This is a genomic window from Kocuria rhizosphaerae (assembly GCF_044462265.1).
GTDB classification, from domain to species: domain Bacteria; phylum Actinomycetota; class Actinomycetes; order Actinomycetales; family Micrococcaceae; genus Kocuria; species Kocuria rhizosphaerae.
Genome location: NZ_JBISWL010000032.1, coordinates 25454 through 47919, shown reverse-complemented (window position 1 = coordinate 47919; position 22466 = coordinate 25454). Strand labels below are relative to the sequence as shown.

Sequence of the window (22466 nt, the reverse complement as noted above, 5' to 3'; positions counted from 1 at the left end):
CCCGGCCCGCCGGGCCTCCTGCGCCGCGGGAGGCCCGGCGGGCGTCCCGCCCGGAGCGGAGCCCGCCAACTGCCCGCGCCGACTCCGCGGGCCTCCCGCCGCCCCTCCACGGACTCTTCACGGAGACGCTCCGCACCCCGAAAGGACTCCACCCGACATGACCACCACGACCGGCGACCACGACACCGTCAGGACCGACGGGCGGCTGCACGCCGACGGCGACCTGACCTACGCCTACCTCCCCGCGCCGACCGTGCAGAGCCACGCGGCCAACCTCATGACCCTGCCCGACGGCCGGCTGGGCTGTGTCTGGTTCGGCGGCACCCAGGAGGGCGTGCCGGACATCAGCGTGTGGTTCTCGACCCTGGCCCCCGGAGCGGAGGCGTGGTCCGCGCCGCGGCAGCTCTCCGACGACCCCACCCGCTCCGAGCAGAACCCCATCCTCTTCCCCGCGCCCGGCGGCGACCTGTGGCTGCTGTGGACCGCCCAGCACGCCGGCAACCAGGACACGGCCGAGGTGCGGCGCCGGATCTCCCGCGACAGCGGGGAGACCTGGGGGCCGGTGGAGACGCTGTTCCCGCCGAGCGAGGCCGGCGGCGTGTTCGTGCGCCAGCCCCCGGTCGTTCTGTCCTCGGGCCGGTGGATCATCCCGGTCTTCCGGTGCCTGTCCGTCCCCGGGCAGAAGTGGGTGGGCGACCACGACGACAGCGCCGTGATGATCTCCGACGACGCCGGCGCCACGTGGCGCGAGGTGCTCCTGCCGGGCAGCACCGGGTGCGTGCACATGAACGTCCAGGAGCTCGGCGACGGCACCCTCCTCGCGCTGTTCCGCAGCCGCTGGGCCGACGCGATCCACGAGTCCCGCTCCCGGGACGGCGGTGAGACCTGGGACGAGCCCACGCCCACGGAGCTGCCCAACAACAACTCCTCGATCCAGTACGTCCGTCTCGCCGACGGCCGCCTGGCCCTGGTCTACAACCACCGGCGGGCGGACGCCTCCACGGAGCGGCGCCTCTCCCTCTACGACGAGATCGACGACGACGGCCTGGCCCCGGAGCAGGCCGCCGCCGTCGAGCCGGAGCCGCGGGAGGGGGAGCGCACGGCGTTCTGGGGCACGCCCCGGGCGCCCATGACCCTCGCTCTCTCCGACGACGACGGACGCAGCTGGACCGTGTTGCGCGACCTCGACACCGGTGACGGGTACTGCCTGTCCAACAACTCGCGCGAGGGCCTGAACCGGGAGTTCTCCTACCCGAGCATTCACCAGGGTCCCGACGGAACGCTGCACATCGCCTACACGTACTTCCGGCAGGCCATCAAGTACGTCCGGCTGGACCTCCCGCGCGTGTGAGCGGACCGGCGCCAGACGTGCTGGTCACGGGTTGCGGCTCCGGCATCGGCCGGACCGTGGCGCAGGAGCTCCTGGGCGGCGGCTCGGTCGCCGGCCCGGTGCTCACGGGGTGCGGAGGGGCGTCGCTCCAGCGGCGCCGTCCTCGCGCACGTCGGACCCGTCGCCCGCGCCCCGCGGGTCCCGGCCGGCGCGCTCGCCGCGCCGGACCCGCACGGCCTCGGCGGCGTCCTCGGCCACGAGGTCCGCGTTGACGGCGGCGCCGGCGAACACCCCGGCGCCGGCCGCACCCGCGACCGTGGCCGAGAGGTCATCGGCGTTGCCGGCCGCCCACACGCCGGGGACCTCGGTGCGGCTCATGGGTCCCGTGGCGATGAACGCGCCCATCGGGTGGTCGCTCGGCTTTCCCCCGAGCTGCTCGAACAGCTCCGTACGGGCGAGGAACCGGGGGGCCACGACCAGCGCGTCGACCGGGACCTCCCCACCGTCGTCGAGCACCACGGCGCGCAGCTCGCCGTCCGCGGAGCGCAGCCGGGCGACCGTGCCGTCGACCACGCGGACGCCCAGGGCGGCCAGCTGCTCCTCGGCGTCGTCGCCGGGATCCGGCATCGTGTGCCGGAAGAGGGTGATCTCGTCGCTGAGCCGGCGGAACATCAGGGCCTGGTGGATGCTCATGGGGCTCGTGGCGAGCACGCCGATCCGCCGGCCGCGGACCTCCCAGCCGTGGCAATAGGGGCAGTGCAGCACACTGTGGCCCCACAGTTCGCGCACGCCGGGGATCTCGGGGAGCTCGTCGACCAGGCCCGTGGCGAGCACGAGGCGCCGGGCACGGACGGTCCCGCCGCTCGCGAGCTCCACCGCGAACACCTCCCGCTCCCGGCGCGCGGAGACGGCGAGGTCGCGGCGGATCTCCGCGCCGTAGCCCTCGGCCTCCCGGCGGCCGGCCGCGAGGAGCTCGAGCGGCGGGACGCCCTCGCGGCCGAGCACGTTGTGCGCGCCGGTGGAGGGGGCATTGCGCGGCTCTCCGGCGTCCACCACGAGCACCGAGCGGAGGGAGCGTGCCAGCGTGACGGTCGCGCTCAGCCCGGCCGGGCCGCCGCCGATCACCACGACGTCGTACTGCTGATCCGTGGACATGGGGGTCCCTTCCCGTCGGTCGCTCCCCGGAACTGTCAGGACTCCCTGTCGCGTCCGGAGCGTGATGCTTCCACGGTAGGCCGCCAATGCGTAGAGCGCATACACTCTTGCTTATGACGCAAGAAATGGTCCTCGACACCGTGGTCCGCCGTCGCATCCGCGGTCTGCGGCTGGCGCGCGGATGGTCTCTCGACACGCTCGCCGCCCGCTGCTTCCTGAGCGCGTCGACGCTGAGCCGGCTCGAGACCGGCCACCGCAGGATCGCGCTCGACCAGCTGGTGCCCATCGCCCGGGCGCTCGACACGACCCTCGACGAGCTCGTGGCCTCCGAGGACGACGAGGACGTGGTGATCCGCCCGCGGCCCGACCACGCCCGGGGTGTGACCACCTGGCTGCTCTCCACGGAGCGGGCGCTCCACGGGATGACCGTGGCCAAGATGCGCTTCACGGCCGATGAGCCCGTGGCGCCCGACCGGCTGGCGGTGCACCCCGGCCGGGACTGGTTCACCGTGCTCGCCGGCACCGCCCGTCTGCAGCTGGGGGAGCGGACCGTCCTGGTCGCGGCGGGACACGCGGCGCAGTTCTCGACGATGGTCCCGCACGCCATCAGCGGCCACGGCGGTCCGGTGGAGATCCTCACCGTCTTCGACGCCGAGGGCGAGCGAGCGCACCTGCGCGGAGAGAGCGGTTCCGGGGCCACCCCTGGTCATACCTAGGACTGCTAGGGTTAAATACCTAGTACATCTAGGTGTCAGGAGGCGCCGTGCGTATCGACAAGGACCTGGTCGCCGCCTCGGCGACCCCGCTCGTGCTGGGGATCCTCACGGAGGGCGACCTGTACGGGTACGCGATCCTCAAGCGCGTGGGCGAGCTCTCGGGCGGGTCCATGCAGTGGACCGACGGGATGCTCTACCCGCTGCTGCACCGACTGGAGCGGCTCGGCTTCGTCTCGTCCTCGTGGGGCACCTCCGAGTCCGGTCGCCGGCGCAAGCACTACGCCATCACCCCGGCGGGCCGGGCGGCGCTGGCCGACCGTCAGGAGCAGTGGGCGGTGGTGGCCGACGCGCTGCGGCAGGTGTGGCAGTCCGCGCAGCGGCCGCCCGCCGTCACCGAACGGTGGGCGTGATGGCGCTGCACGCGGAGCTCGAGGCCCAGATCGACCGGTGGCGGGGGTACGTCCAGCGGCGCCAGGCGATCTCGCCGGCCGACGTCGAGGAGCTGGAGGACCACCTGCGCGAGCAGGTCGCCGACCTCCGGGCGACCCGGCTCGACGACGAGGAGGCCTTCCTCGTGGCGATCAAGCGCCTCGGCAATCTCGACTCCGTCTCGCGCGAGTTCGCCCGGGAGCACTCCGACCGGCTGTGGAAGCAGCTCGTGCTCCTGCCCGAGGACGGTGCGGACACCGGCGCGCCGTCGTGGCGCGAGCTCGCCGTCGTCCTCGCGCTCGCCGTCGGGGCGGGACTGGCGGTCAAGGCGGGACTGACCTGGATCGACGACGGCGACGTGCTCGCGCGCAATCTGGGCCTGCTCGTCCTGCCCTTCCTCGCCGGCTACTTCGCGTGGAAGCGCCGGCTCACCGGGACCGTGCTCGCGTTGCTGCTGGTCCCGTTCGCCGCGCTGGCGGTCGTGCTCAACGTCTACCCCTTCGTGCCCGGCGGCTCCACCGCCCTGCTGGCCGCGCTGCACGCCCCGGTCCTCCTGTGGCTGCTGGCCGGGATCGCCTACGTCGGGGGCCGCTGGCGCTCCGACGCCCGGCGCATGGACTTCGTCCGCTTCACCGGCGAGCTCGCGATCTACTTCGTCCTCCTGGCCCTGGGCGGTGGCGTCCTCGTCGGGCTGACGGCCGGGGTCCTCCAGCTCGTGGGCACCGACCTCGAACCCGTCCTGGAGGCCTGGATCCTGCCGTTCGCCGTGCCGGGGGCGCTCGTCGTCGCCGCGTGGCTGGTCGAGGCCAAGCAGAACGTCGTCGAGAACATCGCGCCCGTGCTCACCCGGGTCTTCACGCCCCTGACGATTCTCATGCTCCTCACGCTGCTGGGCGTGCTCGCGGCGGCAGGCGGGCTCGTCGACGTCGACCGCGAGCTGCTCATCCTCATGGACGCCATCCTCGTGCTGGTCCTGTGCCTGCTGCTCTACGCGATGTCCGCGCGGGACGCGCTCGCGCCGCCGGGACTGTTCGACGCGCTGCAGCTGGTCCTCGTCGTCGCGGCCCTCGCGGTGGACGCGGTGATGCTCACCGCGATGCTGACCCGCATCGCCGAGTTCGGCCTCAGCCCCAACAAGATCGCCGCGCTCGGGCTGAACCTCCTGCTGCTGGTGCACCTGGCCCGCGCGGCCTGGCTCGGGGCGGGGTTCCTGCGCCGGCGGCGGCCGGTCGCCGCCCTCGAGCGCTGGCAGACGCGGTACCTGCCGGTCTACGGCGTGTGGGCGGCCGTGGTCGTCGTGGCCTTCCCGCCGGTCTTCGGTTTCGCCTGACACCCGGAACCGGTGCTCCCCGGGCTGTCGATGCCACCGTTCGCGAGGAACGCGAGAAGTCGCGCCCCGGGGCCTGGGACCAGGCCTTGGCGTGTCGGTGGTGGCCGGCAGAATGGGCTCATGACGGCGACGGCGCGGCGGCGAAAGGTGACTCCGGAGCCTGGTGAGGAGCTGCTGGAGTGGTCCTTCTACCTGGCGGACGAGAGCACCGGTGCCCGCCGGGAGGAAGTGCGTGCCGCCGCGACCGGGCTGCGGGAGGCCGTGGCGGCCGAGGGGCGGGCGTTCGGGGCGCAGGTGCGGTGCATCCACCGGTTGTGGCTGGCCGCCCAGGCCGCCCGCACGGCCGCACGGCACGAGGCGCTGGCCCAGGCCGAGGCCGCCGCTGCGGGCGGGGGCGAGGCCGTGCGCCAGGGCCCGTGGGGTGTGCTGCTGGAGCCCGAGCACGAGCTCGTGGTGGACGTGGCCGCCGAGGTCGGCGCCGCGATGCGCCTGCCCGCCGGCACCGCCCGGGCCCGGGTGCAGGAGGCCGTGGTGCTGGCCGAGACCCTCCCGGAGGTCCTGGCGGCCCTGGAGGAGGGGCGGATCGGGGCTGCCCAGGCCGCGGTCATGGTGGACCAGTGGCAGGAGCTCATCGGGGAGGACCCGATGGAGGTCCCCGGGCACGCGCCGGTCCCGCCACCGGTGGAGGCGGTGCACCGGCTGGTCGCCGAGCTGCTGGAACGGGCCCCGCACGCCACCGCCGCCCAGCTGCGCTCGATGGCCCGGGAGCGCCGGCGCGTGCTGGTGGCCGAGGCCGATGAGCGCGGCCGCCGTGCCGCGCGCAAGCACCGGGCGGTGTGGGTGGAGGCGGCACCCGAGGGGATGGCCTACCTGCACGCGCTGCTGGAGGCTCCCGTGGCGGTGGCCGTGCACAGCCGGCTGGAGGAGCTCGCGGCCCTGATGGGCGAGGAGGTCCCCGCTCCGGGTCTGGGCCTGTTCCCGGACCTGGACGTCCCCGAGCACGCCGAGGCCCGCTCGGGCGGAGAACTGCGCGCGGATGCGCTCGCGGACCTGCTGCTCTACGGGGTGCTGCCGCAGGAGCCCAGCTTCCCGCGCGGAGTGCGGGCGACGGTGAGCGTCATGGTCCCCGTCTCCGTGCTGACCGCCGAGCACCCCGCCGGAACGGACGCCGCGCCCACCGGCGCCGAGACGACCGGCGCGGCGACCGGGGCCGGTTGCCCGGCCCCGGTGCTGTCGGGGTACGGGCCGATCAGCGCGGAGGTCGCCCGGCAGCTGGCAGCCGGGGCCGGGGCGTGGCACCGGCTGCTCACGCACCCGGTGACCGGGGTCGTGCTGGACCACGACCGCACGGTCTACACGGTGCCGGCGGACCTGCGCCGGCTGGTCGAGCTGCGTGACGGGACCTGCCGGTTCCCCGGCTGCCGGCGGCGGGCCGAGGCCTGCGACCTGGACCACACGGTGGCCTGGGCCCAGGGCGGGGCCACGGCCGAGCACAATCTGGCCGCCCTGTGCCGGCACCACCACCGGATCAAGCACCGGACCGGTCACCTCGGGGCCTGGACGGTGCGCCGGGTCCCGGCCCCGCCCGGGGGCGGGAGCCGGGCGATCCTCTCCGGATCCGGGGCCGAGCTGGAGTGGATCTCCCCGGGCGGCCTCGTCCACCGCACCGTGCCCGAGCACCAGGTTCCTGGCCCCGGTCCCCGGATCGGCGATCCACCGCCCTACTGGTCGGACGAGGACCCGGCGCCCTTCTGAGGTGAGGGCGCTCCGGCGCTCTCCCCTCCGCCGCCGAGCCGTGCGCTACGGATGTCAGGGTCGGTGCCGGTCGGTGAGCATTGGCGATCGCGCGTCGACGGGTCGGTGCAGACGGCTCGGTGCAGACGGGTCGGTGCAGACGGCTCGGTGCAGACGGCTCGGTGCCGACGGATCCGCACCACGGCGGTGAGTCCGGCGGCGGAGCCGAGCGGCCCGGCGACGAGTCGGGCCCAGGCAGCGACTGCGCCCGCCGCACGTCGGTGGGCAGGGCGGCCACCGGTCGTGCGTCAGCCGGCCGTCCGCACTCGGGCCGTACGCCCTGGGGCCGTGCAGGTGTGGGGAGCGGGGGTGTCGGCCGTGCGGCGTCAGCCGCGCGCCTGGTCCAGGTGTTGGCGGGCCGCCTGCTCGAGGTGGGTCAGGTCCGAGGCGATCGTCACGAAGGTGAAGCCCTGCGCGATCCGCTGCCGGGCGATCTCGCCGCCGGGAGTGTGGATCGCGGCGATCCTGCCGGCCGCCCGGGCTGCGGCGAGCACCCGGTCGATCGCGGCGTCGAAGACGTCCTCGACCTCCGGGTCGTTGGGGAATCTCCCGCCGACGGCCAGGCACAGGTCCGAGGGTCCGATGTAGACGCCGTCCACGCCCTCGACCGCGCAGATCGCCTCCACGTTCTCCAGTCCCTGCGGGGTCTCGATCATCACGAGGACCAGCACGGAGTCGTCCGACTCGGCCGGGACGGGACCGACCCGCAGACCCGAGCGCATGGGCCCGTAGGAGCGTGCCCCCGCTCCGGGGTAGCGTGCGGCGCGCACCGCGGCGGCGGCCTCCTGGGGCGTGTCCACCATCGGCACGATCACCCCGCGGGCCCCGGCGTCGAGCGCCTGCCCGATGACGGCCGCGTCGTTCGCCTGGACCCGGACGATTCCGGCGGGCCCGTGCCCGGCGTCGATCGCCATGAGGTTGTGCAGGATCCCGGAGTAGCCCATGAGGCCGTGCTGGCCGTCGAGCGCGATGTAGTCGTAGCCGGTCATGGCCAGCCGCTCGTTGGAGACGGGCGAGTCGAGCACCGACCAGTACCCCAGGGTCACCTCCTGGTTCCTGGCCTTGCGGATGACGTCTGCTGCGGGGTGGTTCACGTCGGTGCCTGTCCTTCGGATCGGGTCGGGTCGGGTGGCGTGGATCGTTCAGCGGTTGTACGCGGGCATGGGGCCGCGCAGGTCGGAGCCCACCCGGTCGCACGCCTCGAGGAGCGAGTCGTCCAGCGGGCCGCGGGCGAGGACCTCCAGGTTGGCCATGAGCTGGTGCGGCTTGGAGCCGCCCAGCAGGACGGACCCGGTGGCCGGCTGCGAGACCAGCCACCGCAGTGCGAGCTCGATGAGCGGCATCCCGGCGTCGTCGGCGATCCGGGCCAGCTCGCCGATGGCGTCGAAGAGCTGCTCGTCCCAGTACCTCTCCTTGTACATCGCCGCCAGCCGGGAGCCTTGGAAGCGGCCGTCCTCCGGGACCGCGTCGAAGCGGTGCTTGCCGGTGAGCAGCCCGCCGCCCAGCGGGTTGTAGACCATGGTGTGCAGGCCGGTGGTGCGCGCGAACTCCGCGTACTCCTCCTCGATCCGCCGGGCCAGCAGGTTGTACAGCTGCTGGGCGACCATCGGGCGCGGGGCCCCGTTGCGGTCCGCGGCGGCATTGACCTCGGCGATCTGCCACGCCGCGAAGTTCGAGACGCCCAGAGCGCCGACCTTCCCCTCGTCCACCATGGCCGCGACCGTCTGGAGGGTCTCGTCCAGGCCGGCTCGGCGGTCGGGCTGGTGCAGGTAGAAGAGGTCGACGCGGTCCACGCGCAGCCGCCGGAGGCTGCCCTCGAGGGCCAGCCGGATTCCGCGCGCCGAGAGCGGGGAGTGCTCGCCGGCGTCGGGGTGCGGCATGCCGGCCTTGGTGGCCAGCACGAGCTCGTCGTGGCGGTCCGCCAGCAGGTCGCCGAGCATCGTCTCGGTGGCCCCGCCGGCGTAGCCGTTGGCGGTGTCCACGGCGGTGATGCCGGCCTGCAGGGCGGCGTCGAGCATCGCGGCGGCGCCGTCCCGGTCGACGGTGTCGCCGAAGGTCATGGTGCCCAGCACCAAGGTGGACATCGGGGTGTCGATGCCGGGGAGGCGGACGGTTTCCATGCGGGATCTTCTTCCTGTGGTGGAGAGCGGTGGCTGGTCGTCGTGCTGCACTCCTCACGGTGCCATGGTTGCGCGAAGTGCGCAACTAGTTTAGCGTGAAACACGCAATCAATTATCGAACCACGCCTGGAGGAGGTGAGGGCATGCGAGTACTGGCTCTGGCCGACGATCTGTCCGGCGCCAACGAGGTGGCCGCCGCGCTCGCCGCCCTGCCCGGCGCCGGCGATGTGGATGCGCACTCCGTGCAGTCCGCGCAGTTCGTGCCCGTGGCGGTGCACCTCGTGCCGACCGCACGACCGCACGACGACGAGGTCGTGACCGTGGTCAACACCGACACCCGCCGCGACGCGGCCCAGGAGGCCGCGGAGCGTCTGCACGGGATCCTCGCGGCGGCCTCGCCCGGCCGCACGATCTTCCTGAAGTTCGACTCGCTGATGCGCGGTCACCTCGGGGTCCAGCTGCGGGAGGCCCGCAGGACCGCCCCCGTCCTGTTCTGCCCCGCGGTGCCCGAGCTGGGACGGACGGTCCGGGACGGTGTCCTGCACGTGGGCGGGCGCCCGCTGCACGAGTCGGACCTGTGGGCCGTGGAGCCGTGCCCGCCCGCGCACAGCATCGCCGCGCAGCTGGCACCGGTTCCCGTGCGGCACCTGGACCTGGACACTGTCCGGGGCGACGAGCTGGGGGAGGTTGCGGTCCGCGAGGCCGCGGACGGCGCCGTGCTCGTGTGCGACGCCGAGGCCCCGGCCGACCTGGAGCGGATCGCCGCTGCCGGTCTCGCCGGAGGTTTCGTCCTGGCCGGCGCCGCCGGTCTGGCGGCCGCCCTCGGCCGGTGTCTTCACCCGGAGCTCGGCCCCGGCGGGGCCGGGGCCGCTGGTGACGTCGCGCCGCCGCACCCGCGCCGCACCGGCGTCCTCGTCGCCCTCGGCACCGCCAGCGCGGCCGCCCGCCGGCAGGTCCAGCGGCTGGAGTCCGCCGGCGTGACCGTCCACCGGCTGCGCCCCGAGCAGATCGCCGGCTTCTCCCTGGAGCACGAGGGGACCGTGGCCGTCACGGTCGACGCCGACCCGGACCCGGCTCTCTCCGCCGCGGTCACCGCCGGGCTCACCACCCTCGTGCGGCGCCACCACGCGGACCGGCACCTGGTCCTGAGCGGAGGCGAGACGGCCCAGGCCGTGCTCGGGGCCCTGGGCATCACCAGGCTCGTCCCGCTGCGCCAGGCGCACCCCGGCGCCGTGGTGACCGCGACCGACGACGGCCGCCTGGTCACCACCCGCCCGGGCAGCTACGGCGGCCCGGACAGCCTCCTCGAGATCCTCACCACCATGCAGACCCTGCAGGACACCACCGGAAAGGTCCCATCATGAGCACTCCCTCCGCCTCCGCCGTCACCGAACGCCACCGGGAGGACCCCGACGGAAGCGGCGTCCCCTTCGTCGCCGTCACCATGGGCGACGGCGCCGGCATCGGCCCGGAAGTGACCGTGGCCGCCGTGCTCGACGAGTCCGTGCTCGCCGCGTGCCGCCCGGTCGTCGTCGGCGACGCGGCGCGTCTGCGGATGGCCGCCCGGAGCATCGGCCTGGCGATGGAGCTGCGGTGCGTCGAGGACGTCGCGGACGCCGTCTTCGACGGCCACACCGTGAACGTGATCGACCTCGGCCTGCTGCCCGAGGACCTGCCCTGGGGGGAGCTCTCCGCGGTGGCCGGCGACGCGGCCTACCGGTACATTGAGGTGGCCTCCGAACTGGCCATGGCCGGGAAGGTGCAGGCGATCTGCACGGCTCCGCTCAACAAGGAGGCGCTGCACGCCGCTGGACACCTCTACCCCGGCCACACGGAGCTGCTCGCCGCGCTGACGGAGACCGAGGAGGTCTCCATGATGCTGTCCACCCCGAAGCTGCGCGTCATCCACGTCACCACGCACATCGGCCTGCTCGACGCCGTGGCGAGGATCGAGCCCGGCCTCGTGCGGCGGACCATCGAGCGAGGCCACGAAGCCCTCGTCCGCGCCGGCATCCCGCACCCGAGGATCGGCGTGGCCGCGATCAACCCGCACGCCGGGGAGAACGGGCTCTTCGGCTACGGCGAGGAGGCCGAGAAGATCACCCCCGGCGTCGAGGCAGCCCGAGCCATGGGCATCGACGCGGTGGGGCCTCTGCCCGCCGACACCCTCTTCTTCCTGGCCGGCCGCGGGGACTACGACCTGGTCGTGGCGATGTACCACGACCAGGGGCACGGGCCGGTGAAGGTCCTCGGCATCGAGGCCGGGGTCAACATCACCGTGGGACTGCCCGTCATCCGCACCTCGGTGGACCACGGCACGGCCTTCGACATCGCGGGCCGGAACATCGCGGACTCTCGTAGCATGGTCGAGGCCCTCCGCCAGGCCGCCGAGATGGCCACGCGCTGAGCGGTCCACCACCCCGAGGACGAGCGGAGCACTCCATGACCTTGCCGGCCAAGCTCAGGCGCGAGCAGATCTACGACCTGGCGAAGACCAGCGGGCTGGCCTCGGTGGAGGAGCTCTCCGAGCGCTTCCAGGTCACCGCCTCCACCATCCGCCGGGACCTCGCCCTGCTCAACGAACAGGGCCGGCTGGCCCGGACCTATGGCGGGGCCATGCCCCTCGACCCCCACCCGGAGGCGTCCCTGCGCCAGCGCGTGGGGGAGGCCTACGAGGAGAAGCAGGCCCTGGCCCGGTGGGCCGCCGCCCAGGTCCGGACGGGAGAGAACGTGCTGCTGGACGGCGGGTCGACGGTCGGCGCGCTCGCGCACCAGCTGCGCAGCCACCAGGACCTGGACGTCACGGCCATCGGGATCAACACCCTGCAGGAGCTCAACGGGTGCCCCGGCATCCGCCTGTACTGCCTGGGCGGTCAGCTGCGTGAGACGAGCCAGAGCTTCTTCGGCCCGCTCACCGAGCTGGGCCTGGCGCGCATGACGTTCGATCGCGTCTTCCTCGGGGCCGACGCCGTGACGGCCGAGCACGGGATCTGCGAGGCCGACCTCCTGCAGACGCGGCTCAAGGAGCTCATGGCGGCGCGCAGCACCCACGTCTACGTCCTCGCCCACGGCGGGAAGATTGGCATCCGCCCGTTCCACGCCTGGGCGGACCTGCCCCTGCCGTGGACGCTCGTCACCACCGACGACGCCCCCGCCGACGAGATCGAGCGGATGCGCGAGCGGGGCGTCGTCGTCGAGATCGTCGGTCCCCGCCCCGGCAGGTGACGGCCCGTCCGTCGTGACGGGCGGCCGGCTCACGGGCGCCGCGCGGCCCCGGCGATCTCTGCGGCCGGCCGCTCGGGTGCGGTGATGCCGGCCGCGTGACCGTGTCCCGGCGGGACGTGGACCGAGCTGTCGGGGAGGACCGCGGGGGAAGCGCCCTGGCCCGTGTCCATGGTGATCCCCCGGGCCGGGATCTGGCGCGTCGCCAGGATCCCGCACCTCCTGCCCTCTTGACAGAGATCCGCTACATGTCAGAGGAGGTTGAGCAGCAGGACGTAGGTCGCGGTGCCGGCGCCGACGCTCAGCAGCGTGCGGCGGCCGCCCAGCAGGTGTGCCGCCGCCGTGACGGCCACGGCGACCACGGCCAGGACGGCCGCCGGCGGATCGGCCGTGATCGTGGTGCGCAGCGTCGACCCCGCCAGGATGGCCAGGATGCCCACGGGCAGCCACGCCGCCAGGGTCAGGACCAGGGTGGAGTCCCGCAGCGTCGTGAGCGCGGCGAAGGGCACCGCCCGCAGGGCGACGGTGATGGTGAAGACGATCGCCAGCACGGCGAGGACGTAGCCGGTCTCAGGCACCGGTGGCCTCCTTCGCGGAGTTCTTCCGGGCGCGGTGGCGGGTGAGACCGTAGCGGGCCAGCAGCAGGACGAGGAACAGGATCAGCGCCGCGAAGAGCACCTGACCGGGGGCGGCGACGAGGGCGACGGCGAAGCTCAGGGCGGCCAGCAGCAGTGAGGGGATCTGCCGGCGGGTGCGGGCCGCGTCCAGGGTCAGCGTGACGAACAGGGCGCACAGGGCGAACTCGAGCCCCTCGACCGGACCGGGCATGAACGAGGCGATCAGCACCCCGGTCAGCCCGCCGCCGACCCAGTAGGACTGGAACGCGACCTGCATGCTGATCAGCCGCCACGGGGTCCACGACTCCCGGGAGGCGGCGGTCACGGCGTAGGCCTCGTCGACGAGCGCGTAGACCGAATAGGCCTTCGCGAGGCGGTTCTTCACGACGTGCAGCGGGAAGGAGAAGGCGTAGAAGACGTGCCGGAAGTTCACCAGGAACGTCGTCAGCGCCACCGTGGCCAGGGGTGCGGCGGCGACCAGCATCCCGACGAGCAGCAGCTCCAGGGAGCCGGCGAACCCGGCGATCGAGAGGGCCGGAGCCACCCACCAGGGCAGGCCGGCCTGGATCACCAGCAGTCCGAAGGCGATCCCGAGCGGGTACATCCCCAGCCCGGCCGCCAGCGAGCCGCGCACCCCTCGGGCGATCTCGCGGCGGCGGGAGAAGGAGGCCGGCGCCGCGGGGGGCGTCACCCGTGGTGCGGCGGTGCTCGGGGAGGTGTCCGGGGCCGGTGCCGGGCAGGGAGCTGGGGTCGTGTCCGGCATGGTGGCCGGTGCGGTCATCGTCACCCCTCGATCGTTGCACCATTCCCGGGGCACGCGATTGCGGATGTTGCCCGTGGATGAGGGTCTAGCGCAATATTGTTCTGTGGACCGGACGGACAGAGCAATCATCGACATCCTGGAGCACGAGGGGCGCATCGCGAACGTCGACCTCGCCGAGCGGGTCAACCTCACGCCGGGTCCCTGCCTGCGCCGGGTCCAGCGATTGGAGGCCACGGGCGTGATCCGCGGCTACCACGCCGAGATCGACCCGGGCGCCGTCGGGCGCGGCTTCGAGGTGATGCTCGACGTCGACCTGGCCCGCTTCGACCGCGAGAGCGTCGACGCCTTCGAGCAGGCCCTGGCCGCCTTCGAGGAGGTGGCCGAGTTGCACCGCCTGTTCGGCTCGCCCGACTACTTCGTGCGCATCGCCGTGGCCGACCTCGAGGCCTACGAACGGTTCCTCCGCGACCACGTCCAGACGCTCCCGGCGGTCCAGAGGGTCTCCTCGCGCTTCACCATGAAGGCCATCAAGCGCTGACGCGCGGTCCGGCGGTGCGCCCGTGGGCCCGGCCGTTCAGGCCCCTGCCGGGATCCTCCGGGCCGGCCGTGCGGGGCCGACGTCGTCGGCCCCGTCGTCCTTCTCGGCCAGGGCCACGTGACGCTCCGTGACCGCCGCGGCGAGGTCGAGGTCGTGCGTGACGAGGACCAGAGCCGCGTCGTGCTCGGCGACCTGATCCATGAGGCTGTGCACGGTCTCCTCCTGGGTGAGCAGGTCGAGGCGCGAGGTGGGCTCGTCGGCGAAGAGCACCCGCGGCTCCACGAGCATCGCGCGGATGACGGCCAGTCGTTGCAGCTCGCCGCCGGAGACCTCGCCGGGCCGCCTGCCCAGGAGCGCGGGGTCGAGGCCCAGCCGGTCCAGCAGCGTGCCGATGCGTGCCGGGTCGGCACGGTGGCGCCGCACGACGTCGTTCAGGCTCGCCCGGAGCGGTACGCGCGGGGCGAAGGCCGCGGACGGGTCCTGGTAGAGCTTCTGCGCCCTCCCCGCCGCGAGGTCGGGGTGGTGGTGGACCGACCCGGCGTCGGGTCGGACCAGCCGCAGGAGGACCCCGCCGAGCGTGGTCTTCCCGCACCCGCTCGGGCCGGAGAGGGACACCCGCTCACCGGCGGCGATCGCCAGGTCCACGTCCGTGAAGACCGGGCGGCCGCCGTAGGTCTTGGTCAGTCCCGAACCCTCGATGAGCGTGGTGCCGGGCTTCCTGCCGGTGTCCGTGCCGCGCCACGGCGGGTTCCAGCGGTGCGGCTCGGCGGCGAGCAGCCGCCGGGTCCAGGGGTGCTCCGGGGCGCCGAGCACCTGCTCCACCGGGCCCTGCTCGACGACGTGGGCCCGGCGCATGACGAGCAGAGTGCCGCTCAGTGCCCGGGCGAGGTCCAGGTCGTGGGTGATCGTCAGCAGCGAGCCTCCCCGCTCGACGTGCCGGCCGAGCAGGCGCGCGAGGGCGTCGCGGGATCCGGCGTCGAGCCCCTTGGACGGTTCGTCGGCGATGAGCACCTCCGCCCCGCCGATCGTCGCCGCCGCGAAGGCGACCCTCTGGGCCATCCCGCCCGAGAGCGTGTGCGGGTGGGCGCGCTCCACCCCGGCCAGCCCCAGGTCCTCGAGCCGGTGCCGCGCCTGCTCCAGGGCCCCCGTCCGGCCGCTCCGGCCCCGCAGGAAACCCGGGTGGCCCTCCGCGACCTGGCGGTGCACCCGCATCGTCGGGTCCAGCGCCAGGACCGGTTCCTGCGGGAGCATCGCCAGGTGGCGACCCCAGAGTCTGCGCCGTGCGCGCGTGCCGGCCAGCGGGGTCCGTCGGTTCCCCAGCAGGATCTCGCCGGAGACCCGCAGGCCGTGCGGGAGGCTGCCCATGAGGGCGTGGGCCAGCAGCGACTTGCCGGAGCCGCTCTCGCCGACGATCGTGACGGCCCGGCCCGGGGGGAGCGTGAGGCGGGGCACGTCCACGAGGGCGCGGCCCTCGTGGTCGATCCGGACGTCGAACAGGTCGATGGTCATCGGCGGACCTCCTGGGAACGCAGGCCGAGCAGCCCCACCAGCAGCAGGAGCAGCACCGCGACGGGGGCGAGCACCATCCAGGGGGCCTCGTGGTAGTAGGGGAGGGACTCGGTGACGAGCAGGCCCAGCTCGGCGGTGGGGGGCTTGAGCCCCACGCCGACGTAGCTGAGCGTGGACATGGCCAGCACCGCCGTGGCCGTGCCGAGGGTGGCCAGGGTGAGCAACACGGGGGCGAGTTCTGGCCACAGGTGGCGCCGCAGCACGTGGACCGGGCCCAGCCGGAGCAGGCCTGCAGCCTCCACCGCGGGGCTCGTGAGCACGCTGACGGACCGTGCGCGCACCACCCGGAAGTACTCGACCCACTGGGCGAGCGCGATCCCGACGTAGATGGTCCACAGCTCCCCGGAGGCCAGCGTGGCGAAGATCAGCACGACGAGCAGCGCGGGCAGGGCGAGGAAGACCTCGGAGGCCCCGAGCAGCAGCTGGTCCAGCCACCCGCGCCGCCAGGCGGCGAGCAGGCCCAGGGCGGTGCCGGCCACGGCGGCGGTCGCCACGCACAGCACGGCCAGTCCCAGCGACAGCCGGGTGGCGTGCGCCAGGCGGGCGATCACGCTGCGTCCGAGGTGGTCGTGGCCGAGCGGCTCCCCCGGAGACGGCGGCTGGAGGAACTGGCTCAGGTCCTGTCCCGTGTGCTGACGCCAGACCAGGGGTCCGACGAGGGCGAACAGCACGAGGGCGGCCAGCAGGGCGCCCGAGAGCAGCCGGGTGGCCGGGGTGCTCCGGGAGCGGCCGGCCGCCGCCCACCAGGAGCCCGGCGCGGGTGCCGGGCCCCCGGTGGGGCCGTCGTCGGGCAGGGCGGCGTCGACGCGCCGCTGAGCGGGGGCGCTCACAGGTCCTCCCTGGTTCGGGGGTCGAGGGCGAGGACGGCGAGGTCCACGAGGGTCGAGACGATCACCACGATGAGGGCGAGCGCCAGCACCGTGGCCTGCATGGCCGGGATGTCGCGCCAGAAGACGGCGTGCACGAGGGCGTGGCCCAGCCCGGGCCACGCGAAGAGGCTCTCCACCACCACGACGCCCTCGACGAGGACGAGCACCTGGACCCCGACATAGGCCACCAGGGTCACCCCTGCGTTGCGCAGGACGTGGCGGATGAGCACCACGTGCCGGCCCAGGCCCTTGGTCTCGGCGAAGCGGACCTGCTCGGAGTCGAGGACCTGCGCCACGGCGTCGCGGGTCACCCGGGCGAACAGGCCCGAGAGGCCCACCGCCAGGGTCAGGGCGGGGAGCACGACGCTGCCGCGCTCCCCGTGCCCGGCGGCGGGCACCCAGCCGAGCTGGACGGAGAAGACGATGATCAGCACCAGGCCCAGCACGAACGGGGGCAGCGCGCGCACCACCGCCACCCACGCGTCCGTGAGCCGGTCGACCACACCGCCGCGGGAGCGGGCCGCGAGCACGCCGGCGGCCGAGCCCAGGACGACCGACACGGCCAGCGCCGCGGCGGCGAGCTGAAGCGTCGCACCCAGGTGGTGGCTCAGCTCGTCGGTGACCGCGGCGCCGGTGACGAGGGACGTGCCGAGGTCCAGGCGCAGGGCGTCGGACATCCAGCCGGCGAGCTGCCGCCAGGCCGGGGCGTCGAGCCCCAGCTGCGCGCCGACCTGCGCGGCGGCCGTGGCGTCGACCTTGTCGTAGCCGTACCGTCCGGCCGCGATGCGGAAGGCGATGTCCCCGGGCAGGTTCTGCACGATGACGAAGCAGGTCACCGTGACCACCAGCAGCACGGCGACGGCCTGGGCGGCGCGCCGGAGCAGCACCCGGCCCGCGGCCCGGACCAGTGAGGGCGCGTGGGGCGCGCGTCCGGCCGGTGGTCGCGGGATGCGGGGAGCGGAGAGGGCGGGGGCGGTCATGCGGGGTCCTGCAGCGAGACGGACGCCAGGCCCCAGCCCCGCTCGAGCGGGTCGAGCTCGAAGCCCTCCACGGACTCGCTCACGACGGCGCTCTGCCGGTACCAGGAGACGGGCACGACCGGCAGCTGCTCCTGGAGCGTGGCGGCGATCCGCTCGCGGGCGGCGGCCGTCCCGGCCCCGCCGTCGTCCGGTTCTGTCGCGAGCCGCTCCATGGCGGAGAGCAGCTTCGGGTCGCTCCAGTTCATGGCGCCCCAGTCGCCGCCCTCTGCCGGGTAGTCCTTCAGGAGGGTGACCGTCGGGTCCGGGACGAGGGCGAAGTTGCGCGTGAACAGCGCCATCTCGAGCGAGCCGTCCCCGTGCCCGGCCGGGATCTCGCTCGAGTTGTCGACGCGCACCTGGACGTCGACGCCGACCTCGGTGAGCGCGGCCTGGACGGCGGTTGCCATCGTGGGCAGCTCGGGGCGGTCGGGGAAGGTCAGCAGCTCCAGGCGCAGGGGCTCGCCGTCCTTCTCCCGCACGCCGTCGGGGCCGGGCGTCCAGCCGGCCTCGTCCAGCAGCGCGGCGGCGTGCTCGGGGTCGTGCCGCAGGGGCTCGAGGCCGTGCTGGTGCCACGACTCGAGGGTGGGTGGGAACATCTGGGTGGCGGCGATCTCGGGGTCCCGGAGCACGGCCGTGGCCAGGGCCGGGCGGTCGAGGGCCGCCGACAGCGCTTCCCGGACGCGGAGGTCGGCGAGCGCGGGGTGCTCGTTGTCGAGCTTGAGCACGATGGCGCGGGGCAGCAGGGCCGACTCGACGCGCACGCCCGGCTTGCCCTCGACCCGCTGCAGGCTGGTCGGGTCCATGCCGAAGGTGATGTCCGCCTGCCCGCTCTCGGCCATGAGGGCCCGGTTCTCCGCGCGGCCGACGCTCTCGTACACCACCCGGTCGACCGAGGGGGCCTCGCCGTCGTAGTCGTCGAAGGCCTCGAGCTCGATCCGGGCCGGTGGGGCGACGTCCACGACCCGGTACGGGCCGGAGCCGACGACCTGCGACACCGTGCCGTCCTCCGCGTAGGAGGAGGGCGCGAGGATCTGGGTGCTGGTCGCCGCCAGCACCGCCGGCAGCGGCGCGAACGGCTCGGAGAGCTCGACGACGACGGCGTCCCCCTCGGGGCGCACCTGCTCGATCGGGGCGACGGCGATCGTGTTCGCCTCGGAGGAGCGGGCCGTCTCGAGCGCGGCGGCCACGGACCGTGCGTCGACCGGCGTCCCGTCGTGGAACCTCGCCCCCTCCCTGAGGGGGAACTCCCACATCAGCCCGTCCTCGGAGGCCGTCCACCGGGTGGCCAGTCCCGGGCGGAGCTCTCCGGTGCCGTCGGACTCGACGAGCGTCTCGGCCACCTGGAGCCGGGTGAAGATCCCCTCGGCGGTCTCGGGGTCGAGGCCGTGCACCTCGTAGGGGCCGATGACGTCGAGGACCGCGCCGTCCTCGGCCGCGGCGGCGACCTCCCGCTCCGGGGGCGCGCCGGTGCGCGCCGTCAGGACGATCGAGGTGGCGGCCACCACGGCGGTGGCCAGGAGGAGGGGGCGGTGTGCGGGCATGAGGAGTCCTTGTCCGAGGGGAGGGTGGGCCGTCGTCGGCGACGGCAGACTATCTGCTAATGATAATCATTCGCAAATACCGCGTGCACGGCGGCCCCGGAGGTCGTGCATCAACGTATTGTTATCCGTTTATGGATCTGGTGTACTGGTGAACGGGCTTGTCAGGGGCCCCCCGACACCAAGGAGGCGGTCATGGCCGGGCACGAGAACCAGGCGGAGCACACCAAGGCGGAGCACGCCCACGGGGACGACTGCGGGCACGAGTCCGTGCAGCACGACGACCACGTGGACTACGTCCACGACGGGCACAAGCACGCCGAGCACGACGACCACTACGACGAGCACTGAGCCGATCCGCCGGTGCCGTACCGACCAGGCCCCCGCCGCGTGCGGGGGCCTGGTCCATGCGGCTCTCCCGGCCGGACAGCCGTGCTGACCATGCGGCTTCCCTGGCACGGAGGATGCGATGACTCCCGACGGCGCTGATCTGGAGGCCGCGGCCCGGCTGTTCAGGGCGCTGGCCACGCCGTCCCGGCTGCGGCTGCTGTGCCTCCTGGGCGAGGGGCAGGCCACCGTCTCGCAGCTGGTGGAGCGGTCGGGGCTGTCCCAGCCCCTGGTCTCCCAGCACCTGCGCATCCTGCGCGAGACGGGTCTGGTGACGCTGACCCGTTCCGGGCGCGAGGCCGTGCACGCCCTGGCCGACACCCATGTGGGGCACATCGTGGCCGATGCGGTGGCCCACGCCGCGGAGCCGAGGAGCGCCTCCGGCGAGGTCCGAGGAGCTGCGCCGGAGCAGCGGTCCTCCGCCTGAGCCGTCGGTCAGCCCTCGTGCAGCCGCGGGGGCGGGCCGATGCCGCACACGGCGTCGCGCAGCGCCGCGGGAACGGCGTGGTCGGGCCGATCGAGCTCCTGAGGGCCGCCGGCGGCGATCCAGTGCCGCAGGGCGTCGAACCGGGCGTCGTCCTCGAGGCCGCTGAGCCACGCCATGGGGCCGATCCGTCCGCTGCTCCCGTCCCGCCGCGCGACCGCGGCGACGCACGCCAGGTGGCAGCGTCCCAGGCACGGCGAGGTGATGAGCACGCTCCCCCGGGTGCCCCGGATCGTGGAGCTGATCCGTCCCGTGCGGTCCTCGCCGCCCGTGAGCCGGTGCAGCGCGGTGCATCGCGTTCCGCCGCACCAGGCCAGCAGGGGCCCGCTCGCATCGCCGTGCCGGCCGGGGCGGGGCATCCTGCGGGGCAACGTCCTCCTGCGGTGGTCGGGTGGTTCCGGGGCGCTCATCGGAGCGTCCGGCCGGGCGGCGGTGGAGGGCAGCAATTGCCGCACGTGCTCGTGTCGGACCGCTCGGCGGTCTGCCGGCCGGCGCGCGCCTTCGCCGCCTTCTTCCGGGCCTTGGCGCGTACTGGGCTCTTGGGCATCGGGATTCCTCTCGGGTCGGTGAACGGCGGGGGCCGGCGGGGCTCCGCTCCCCGCCGGCCCGCCGCCGGTTCGGGAGTCAGCCCTGGCGGGCCTTCATGCGGGGGTTCTTCTTGTTGATCACGAAGGTCCGGCCCCTCCGGCGGACGACCTGGGCGCCGGGGGCCTTCTTCAGGGCGCGCAGCGAGTTGCGTACTTTCATCTCTTCCTCTCCTGTCCTCTGCTCATCTCGTTCTCTCCGTCACTGGCTTCCTGGCACGTTCTTCACCGCCTCTCCTGCCCTGTCGCTGTCTGCCCGCGCGGCGCCGGGCCGGCCGGGGCCGTCGTGCGCCGCTGCCGGACGTGGTGGGGGTGCGGATCCCCGGGGTCAGTGCGCGGCGCCGATCCCGAAGGGGTCGGTCAGTCCGGTGATCCCGGCTGCCAGCTCCGCCTGGGTGAGCCGGCACGAGGCGAGCAGCCGTGCCATCTCCGCCGGGTCGAGGTCCTCCCCGGTGGCGGTCAGCACCGTGGCGTGGTCCCCGGGGCCGTCCGGGACGAGGGGCTCCGCGCCGCCCTCCGCGGCGAGGAGGTCGGCCCGGTCCTCCGCCGGCCACGGCCCCGTGTTCTGCAGCCACACGCGCGGCCCGATGCCCTGCAGGACGAACCGGTACTCCGGGGCCACGGCCAGCCAGACCTGCCCGCTCAGGCGGCAGCAGCCCTGGGCCAGGACGGACAGTGCCCGGTGGAAGCGCTCGGGGTGAAGGGGGCGGTCCACCCGGTGCACGACCGTGGTGAAGGGCGAGGCCGGTGTGGAGTGCGGCTCGGGTGCCGGGCGCCCGGGGGTGGAGCGCCGGAGGGCCTCACCCCGGTGGTGGCCGCCCCGGCGGATCCCCGCGCCATGCTCCACGACGTCGGCGTGCGGTGCCAGCTCGCGCAGCAGCTGGATGCCGCGGAGGCGCTCCGGGGCGCTGACCGGCACCGGGTCGGGGTCCGCCGCCAGCACCGTGTCGTTGAAGGCCAGCTCGCCGACGAGGAACTCGCCGGGCGTCCTGTCGTCCCCGGCTGCCGTCGTGAGGCCGGTCTCGGCCAGGGTCTGCCCGTCCCAGAGCTGGTCCTCCACCGCGGCGGGGGAGCAGGCGAGAACGGCCGAGTCCACGGTGGGCGGCTGGTCCAGGTGGTGCTCGAGGGCCTGGATCGCCGTCGACGCCGGGACCCCCGCGGGCAGCCCCAGGACCACGTGCTCCTCGCCGTCGGCGGCCAGGCGGCCGAGGGCGGGTGCGAGGTCGAGCCGGACGGCGCAGCTGGGGCACCCGTGCTCGAGGGTCGTCTCCACCCGCTCCGCGGGGGATCCCCGGCGGAACGTCCGGCGCACGGCGCGGCCGTCGTCCAGGAGGTCGTGCACCACCACGACGGCGTGCGGGAAGGCCTCGGCCAGGATCTCGCAGGCCTGCCGGCGGCACAGGGCGTCCAGGGAGCTGATGACGGCGAGGTGCATGCCCTCACTCTACATAAGAATCATTCTCATTTTAACCGAGTGTGTCGCACCGCGTGGGGAGGCCTCCGCCGGAGGCCCGGCACGGACCGCGAGGGGCACGACGGCGTGGTGGGAGGCCGGCCCGGCCCGCGCGCGGGTGGGCTCAGCGGGTGTTCCGGGTCGGGGTGCGGAGCCCGACCCAGGCCATCTTCACGGCCAGCACGGTCGCGGCCGCGGTCAACCGTGCGGTCCGGCGGTCACCGCCGCGCCAGGCCTGCCGGACCGACCGCTCCGCCGCATAGCCGGCCGCCATGAGGAGACCCAGCACGCCCAGGGTCCGGGCCGCGCGCGGGTCCGGGCGGGCCAGCAGCCGCGCGGTGCACACCCCTTGGAGGACCAGCATGATGCCCGGAGCGGAGAGGTTCGTGCCCATCAGCACCGCGTCGCGCCCGAGGTGCTCCCGGGAGCCGCGCAGAAAGCCGACGTCGTAGGCGGTGCGCTCCCGCAGGGCCTTGCGCAGACCGGCCAGTCCGAGTCCGAGCTGCACGGCGGACACCAGGGCCAGGTAGTACCTCATGGTGGTGCTCC

At 74.1% G+C, this 22466-nt stretch carries 24 protein-coding genes; 11 read left to right on the top strand and 13 right to left on the bottom strand.

The annotated features are described in order from the left end of the window. Positions 1–157: 157 nt before the first annotated feature. Complete coding sequence (locus ACH9EU_RS04050; RefSeq protein WP_396412656.1) at positions 158–1351, top strand: exo-alpha-sialidase; 1194 nt, start codon at positions 158–160, stop codon at positions 1349–1351. 102 nt (positions 1352–1453) lie between these two features. Here ACH9EU_RS04050 and ACH9EU_RS04045 read toward each other — a convergent pair whose 3' ends face one another. Continuing rightward, on the bottom strand, positions 1454–2485 hold the full coding sequence (locus ACH9EU_RS04045) for an FAD-dependent oxidoreductase (RefSeq protein WP_396412655.1): 1032 nt from the start codon (positions 2483–2485) through the stop codon (positions 1454–1456). 113 nt (positions 2486–2598) lie between these two features. On the opposite strand from ACH9EU_RS04045, the gene ACH9EU_RS04040 reads away from it, so the two are divergent. From ACH9EU_RS04040 to ACH9EU_RS04025, 4 genes are all read left to right on the top strand, one after another. Next, positions 2599–3201, top strand: coding sequence for a helix-turn-helix domain-containing protein (locus ACH9EU_RS04040; RefSeq protein ID WP_396412654.1), 603 nt, complete (start codon positions 2599–2601; stop codon positions 3199–3201). 47 nt (positions 3202–3248) lie between these two features. Continuing rightward, positions 3249–3611, top strand: a complete 363-nt coding sequence (locus ACH9EU_RS04035) for a helix-turn-helix transcriptional regulator (protein ID WP_396412653.1) — start codon at positions 3249–3251, stop codon at positions 3609–3611. Next, positions 3611–4960: a permease prefix domain 1-containing protein gene (locus ACH9EU_RS04030; RefSeq protein ID WP_396412652.1), complete on the top strand. Its 1350-nt coding sequence runs from the start codon at positions 3611–3613 to the stop codon at positions 4958–4960. The genes ACH9EU_RS04035 and ACH9EU_RS04030 overlap by 1 nt, the downstream gene beginning before the upstream one ends. 120 nt (positions 4961–5080) lie before the next feature. Further along, on the top strand, positions 5081–6715 hold the full coding sequence (locus ACH9EU_RS04025; RefSeq protein WP_396412651.1) for an HNH endonuclease signature motif containing protein: 1635 nt from the start codon (positions 5081–5083) through the stop codon (positions 6713–6715). A 365-nt stretch (positions 6716–7080) separates the two neighbouring features. Here the strand turns inward: ACH9EU_RS04025 and ACH9EU_RS04020 are convergent, their stop codons facing one another. Together ACH9EU_RS04020 and ACH9EU_RS04015 are read right to left on the bottom strand one after the other, a co-directional pair. Further along, positions 7081–7848: an aldolase/citrate lyase family protein gene (locus tag ACH9EU_RS04020; RefSeq protein WP_396412650.1), complete on the bottom strand. Its 768-nt coding sequence runs from the start codon at positions 7846–7848 to the stop codon at positions 7081–7083. Between the two features lie 48 nt (positions 7849–7896). Then, the gene (locus tag ACH9EU_RS04015) at positions 7897–8874 is read right to left on the bottom strand and encodes an aldo/keto reductase (RefSeq protein WP_396412649.1); all 978 of its coding nucleotides are present in this window, start codon (positions 8872–8874) and stop codon (positions 7897–7899) included. Between the two features lie 143 nt (positions 8875–9017). Here ACH9EU_RS04015 and ACH9EU_RS04010 point away from each other — a divergent pair, with 143 nt between their 5' ends. From ACH9EU_RS04010 to ACH9EU_RS04000, 3 genes are read left to right on the top strand one after another with little or no spacing between them, the layout of a single operon-like run. Beyond that, positions 9018–10238 (top strand): four-carbon acid sugar kinase family protein, encoded by a 1221-nt coding sequence (locus ACH9EU_RS04010; protein WP_396412648.1) that lies wholly within the window; start codon positions 9018–9020, stop codon positions 10236–10238. Beyond that, complete coding sequence (gene pdxA / locus ACH9EU_RS04005) at positions 10235–11281, top strand: 4-hydroxythreonine-4-phosphate dehydrogenase PdxA (protein WP_396412647.1); 1047 nt, start codon at positions 10235–10237, stop codon at positions 11279–11281. Before ACH9EU_RS04010 ends, pdxA begins: the two co-directional genes overlap by 4 nt. A 35-nt stretch (positions 11282–11316) precedes the next feature. Continuing rightward, positions 11317–12099, top strand: coding sequence for a DeoR family transcriptional regulator (locus ACH9EU_RS04000; protein WP_396412646.1), 783 nt, complete (start codon positions 11317–11319; stop codon positions 12097–12099). A gap of 248 nt (positions 12100–12347) precedes the next feature. Here the strand turns inward: ACH9EU_RS04000 and ACH9EU_RS03995 are convergent, their stop codons facing one another. Both ACH9EU_RS03995 and ACH9EU_RS03990 read right to left on the bottom strand, forming a co-directional pair. Further along, positions 12348–12674 carry an AzlD domain-containing protein gene (locus ACH9EU_RS03995; protein ID WP_396412645.1) on the bottom strand — a complete coding sequence of 109 codons (327 nt, stop codon included), beginning with the start codon at positions 12672–12674 and terminating at the stop codon, positions 12348–12350. Further along, the gene (locus ACH9EU_RS03990; RefSeq protein ID WP_396412644.1) at positions 12667–13494 is read right to left on the bottom strand and encodes an AzlC family ABC transporter permease; all 828 of its coding nucleotides are present in this window, start codon (positions 13492–13494) and stop codon (positions 12667–12669) included. Before ACH9EU_RS03990 ends, ACH9EU_RS03995 begins: the two co-directional genes overlap by 8 nt. A gap of 85 nt (positions 13495–13579) precedes the next feature. On the opposite strand from ACH9EU_RS03990, the gene ACH9EU_RS03985 reads away from it, so the two are divergent. Next, complete coding sequence (locus tag ACH9EU_RS03985) at positions 13580–14014, top strand: Lrp/AsnC ligand binding domain-containing protein (protein ID WP_396412643.1); 435 nt, start codon at positions 13580–13582, stop codon at positions 14012–14014. A gap of 36 nt (positions 14015–14050) precedes the next feature. On the opposite strand, the gene ACH9EU_RS03980 is transcribed toward ACH9EU_RS03985, so the two are convergent. From ACH9EU_RS03980 to ACH9EU_RS03965, 4 genes are read right to left on the bottom strand one after another with little or no spacing between them, the layout of a single operon-like run. Continuing rightward, the gene (locus tag ACH9EU_RS03980; protein ID WP_396412642.1) at positions 14051–15523 is read right to left on the bottom strand and encodes an ATP-binding cassette domain-containing protein; all 1473 of its coding nucleotides are present in this window, start codon (positions 15521–15523) and stop codon (positions 14051–14053) included. Then, positions 15520–16413 carry an ABC transporter permease subunit gene (locus ACH9EU_RS03975; protein ID WP_396412641.1) on the bottom strand — a complete coding sequence of 298 codons (894 nt, stop codon included), beginning with the start codon at positions 16411–16413 and terminating at the stop codon, positions 15520–15522. Before ACH9EU_RS03975 ends, ACH9EU_RS03980 begins: the two co-directional genes overlap by 4 nt. Then, positions 16410–17432 (bottom strand): ABC transporter permease subunit, encoded by a 1023-nt coding sequence (locus ACH9EU_RS03970; RefSeq protein WP_396412640.1) that lies wholly within the window; start codon positions 17430–17432, stop codon positions 16410–16412. Before ACH9EU_RS03970 ends, ACH9EU_RS03975 begins: the two co-directional genes overlap by 4 nt. Then, positions 17429–19012 (bottom strand): ABC transporter substrate-binding protein, encoded by a 1584-nt coding sequence (locus ACH9EU_RS03965; protein WP_396412639.1) that lies wholly within the window; start codon positions 19010–19012, stop codon positions 17429–17431. The genes ACH9EU_RS03970 and ACH9EU_RS03965 overlap by 4 nt, the downstream gene beginning before the upstream one ends. 192 nt (positions 19013–19204) lie before the next feature. Here ACH9EU_RS03965 and ACH9EU_RS03960 point away from each other — a divergent pair, with 192 nt between their 5' ends. After that, complete coding sequence (locus ACH9EU_RS03960; protein WP_396412638.1) at positions 19205–19360, top strand: zinc transporter permease; 156 nt, start codon at positions 19205–19207, stop codon at positions 19358–19360. 118 nt (positions 19361–19478) lie between these two features. Next, positions 19479–19823: a metalloregulator ArsR/SmtB family transcription factor gene (locus ACH9EU_RS03955; RefSeq protein WP_396412637.1), complete on the top strand. Its 345-nt coding sequence runs from the start codon at positions 19479–19481 to the stop codon at positions 19821–19823. Positions 19824–19831: 8 nt separating this feature from the next. Here the strand turns inward: ACH9EU_RS03955 and ACH9EU_RS03950 are convergent, their stop codons facing one another. From ACH9EU_RS03950 to ACH9EU_RS03935, 4 genes are all read right to left on the bottom strand, one after another. Beyond that, a complete protein-coding gene (locus ACH9EU_RS03950) occupies positions 19832–20239 on the bottom strand; it encodes a hypothetical protein (RefSeq protein ID WP_396412636.1) in 408 nt (135 codons plus the stop codon). A gap of 265 nt (positions 20240–20504) precedes the next feature. Beyond that, entirely contained in the window at positions 20505–20627 is a 123-nt protein-coding gene (gene ykgO / locus ACH9EU_RS03945) for a type B 50S ribosomal protein L36 (protein ID WP_396412635.1), read from the bottom strand. Positions 20628–20792: 165 nt separating this feature from the next. Then, a complete protein-coding gene (locus tag ACH9EU_RS03940; RefSeq protein WP_396412634.1) occupies positions 20793–21899 on the bottom strand; it encodes a GTP-binding protein in 1107 nt (368 codons plus the stop codon). A gap of 142 nt (positions 21900–22041) precedes the next feature. Continuing rightward, the gene (locus ACH9EU_RS03935) at positions 22042–22455 is read right to left on the bottom strand and encodes a hypothetical protein (RefSeq protein WP_396412633.1); all 414 of its coding nucleotides are present in this window, start codon (positions 22453–22455) and stop codon (positions 22042–22044) included. Between the last annotated feature and the right edge of the window lie 11 nt (positions 22456–22466).

Coding starts and splice junctions, on each gene's coding strand:
- ACH9EU_RS03980 (WP_396412642.1), bottom strand. CDS start 15,523: ATGACCATCGACCTGTTCGACGTCCGGATCGACCACGAGGGCCGCGCC.
- ACH9EU_RS03960 (WP_396412638.1), top strand. CDS start 19,205: ATGGCCGGGCACGAGAACCAGGCGGAGCACACCAAGGCGGAGCACGCC.
- ACH9EU_RS04010 (WP_396412648.1), top strand. CDS start 9,018: ATGCGAGTACTGGCTCTGGCCGACGATCTGTCCGGCGCCAACGAGGTG.
- ACH9EU_RS03965 (WP_396412639.1), bottom strand. CDS start 19,012: ATGCCCGCACACCGCCCCCTCCTCCTGGCCACCGCCGTGGTGGCCGCC.
- ACH9EU_RS03955 (WP_396412637.1), top strand. CDS start 19,479: ATGACTCCCGACGGCGCTGATCTGGAGGCCGCGGCCCGGCTGTTCAGG.
- ACH9EU_RS03970 (WP_396412640.1), bottom strand. CDS start 17,432: ATGACCGCCCCCGCCCTCTCCGCTCCCCGCATCCCGCGACCACCGGCC.
- ACH9EU_RS04045 (WP_396412655.1), bottom strand. CDS start 2,485: ATGTCCACGGATCAGCAGTACGACGTCGTGGTGATCGGCGGCGGCCCG.
- ACH9EU_RS04025 (WP_396412651.1), top strand. CDS start 5,081: ATGACGGCGACGGCGCGGCGGCGAAAGGTGACTCCGGAGCCTGGTGAG.
- ykgO (WP_396412635.1), bottom strand. CDS start 20,627: ATGAAAGTACGCAACTCGCTGCGCGCCCTGAAGAAGGCCCCCGGCGCC.
- ACH9EU_RS03950 (WP_396412636.1), bottom strand. CDS start 20,239: ATGCCCCGCCCCGGCCGGCACGGCGATGCGAGCGGGCCCCTGCTGGCC.
- ACH9EU_RS04000 (WP_396412646.1), top strand. CDS start 11,317: ATGACCTTGCCGGCCAAGCTCAGGCGCGAGCAGATCTACGACCTGGCG.
- ACH9EU_RS04030 (WP_396412652.1), top strand. CDS start 3,611: ATGGCGCTGCACGCGGAGCTCGAGGCCCAGATCGACCGGTGGCGGGGG.
- ACH9EU_RS04015 (WP_396412649.1), bottom strand. CDS start 8,874: ATGGAAACCGTCCGCCTCCCCGGCATCGACACCCCGATGTCCACCTTG.
- ACH9EU_RS03940 (WP_396412634.1), bottom strand. CDS start 21,899: ATGCACCTCGCCGTCATCAGCTCCCTGGACGCCCTGTGCCGCCGGCAG.
- pdxA (WP_396412647.1), top strand. CDS start 10,235: ATGAGCACTCCCTCCGCCTCCGCCGTCACCGAACGCCACCGGGAGGAC.
- ACH9EU_RS04050 (WP_396412656.1), top strand. CDS start 158: ATGACCACCACGACCGGCGACCACGACACCGTCAGGACCGACGGGCGG.
- ACH9EU_RS04040 (WP_396412654.1), top strand. CDS start 2,599: ATGACGCAAGAAATGGTCCTCGACACCGTGGTCCGCCGTCGCATCCGC.
- ACH9EU_RS03935 (WP_396412633.1), bottom strand. CDS start 22,455: ATGAGGTACTACCTGGCCCTGGTGTCCGCCGTGCAGCTCGGACTCGGA.
- ACH9EU_RS03990 (WP_396412644.1), bottom strand. CDS start 13,494: ATGACCGCACCGGCCACCATGCCGGACACGACCCCAGCTCCCTGCCCG.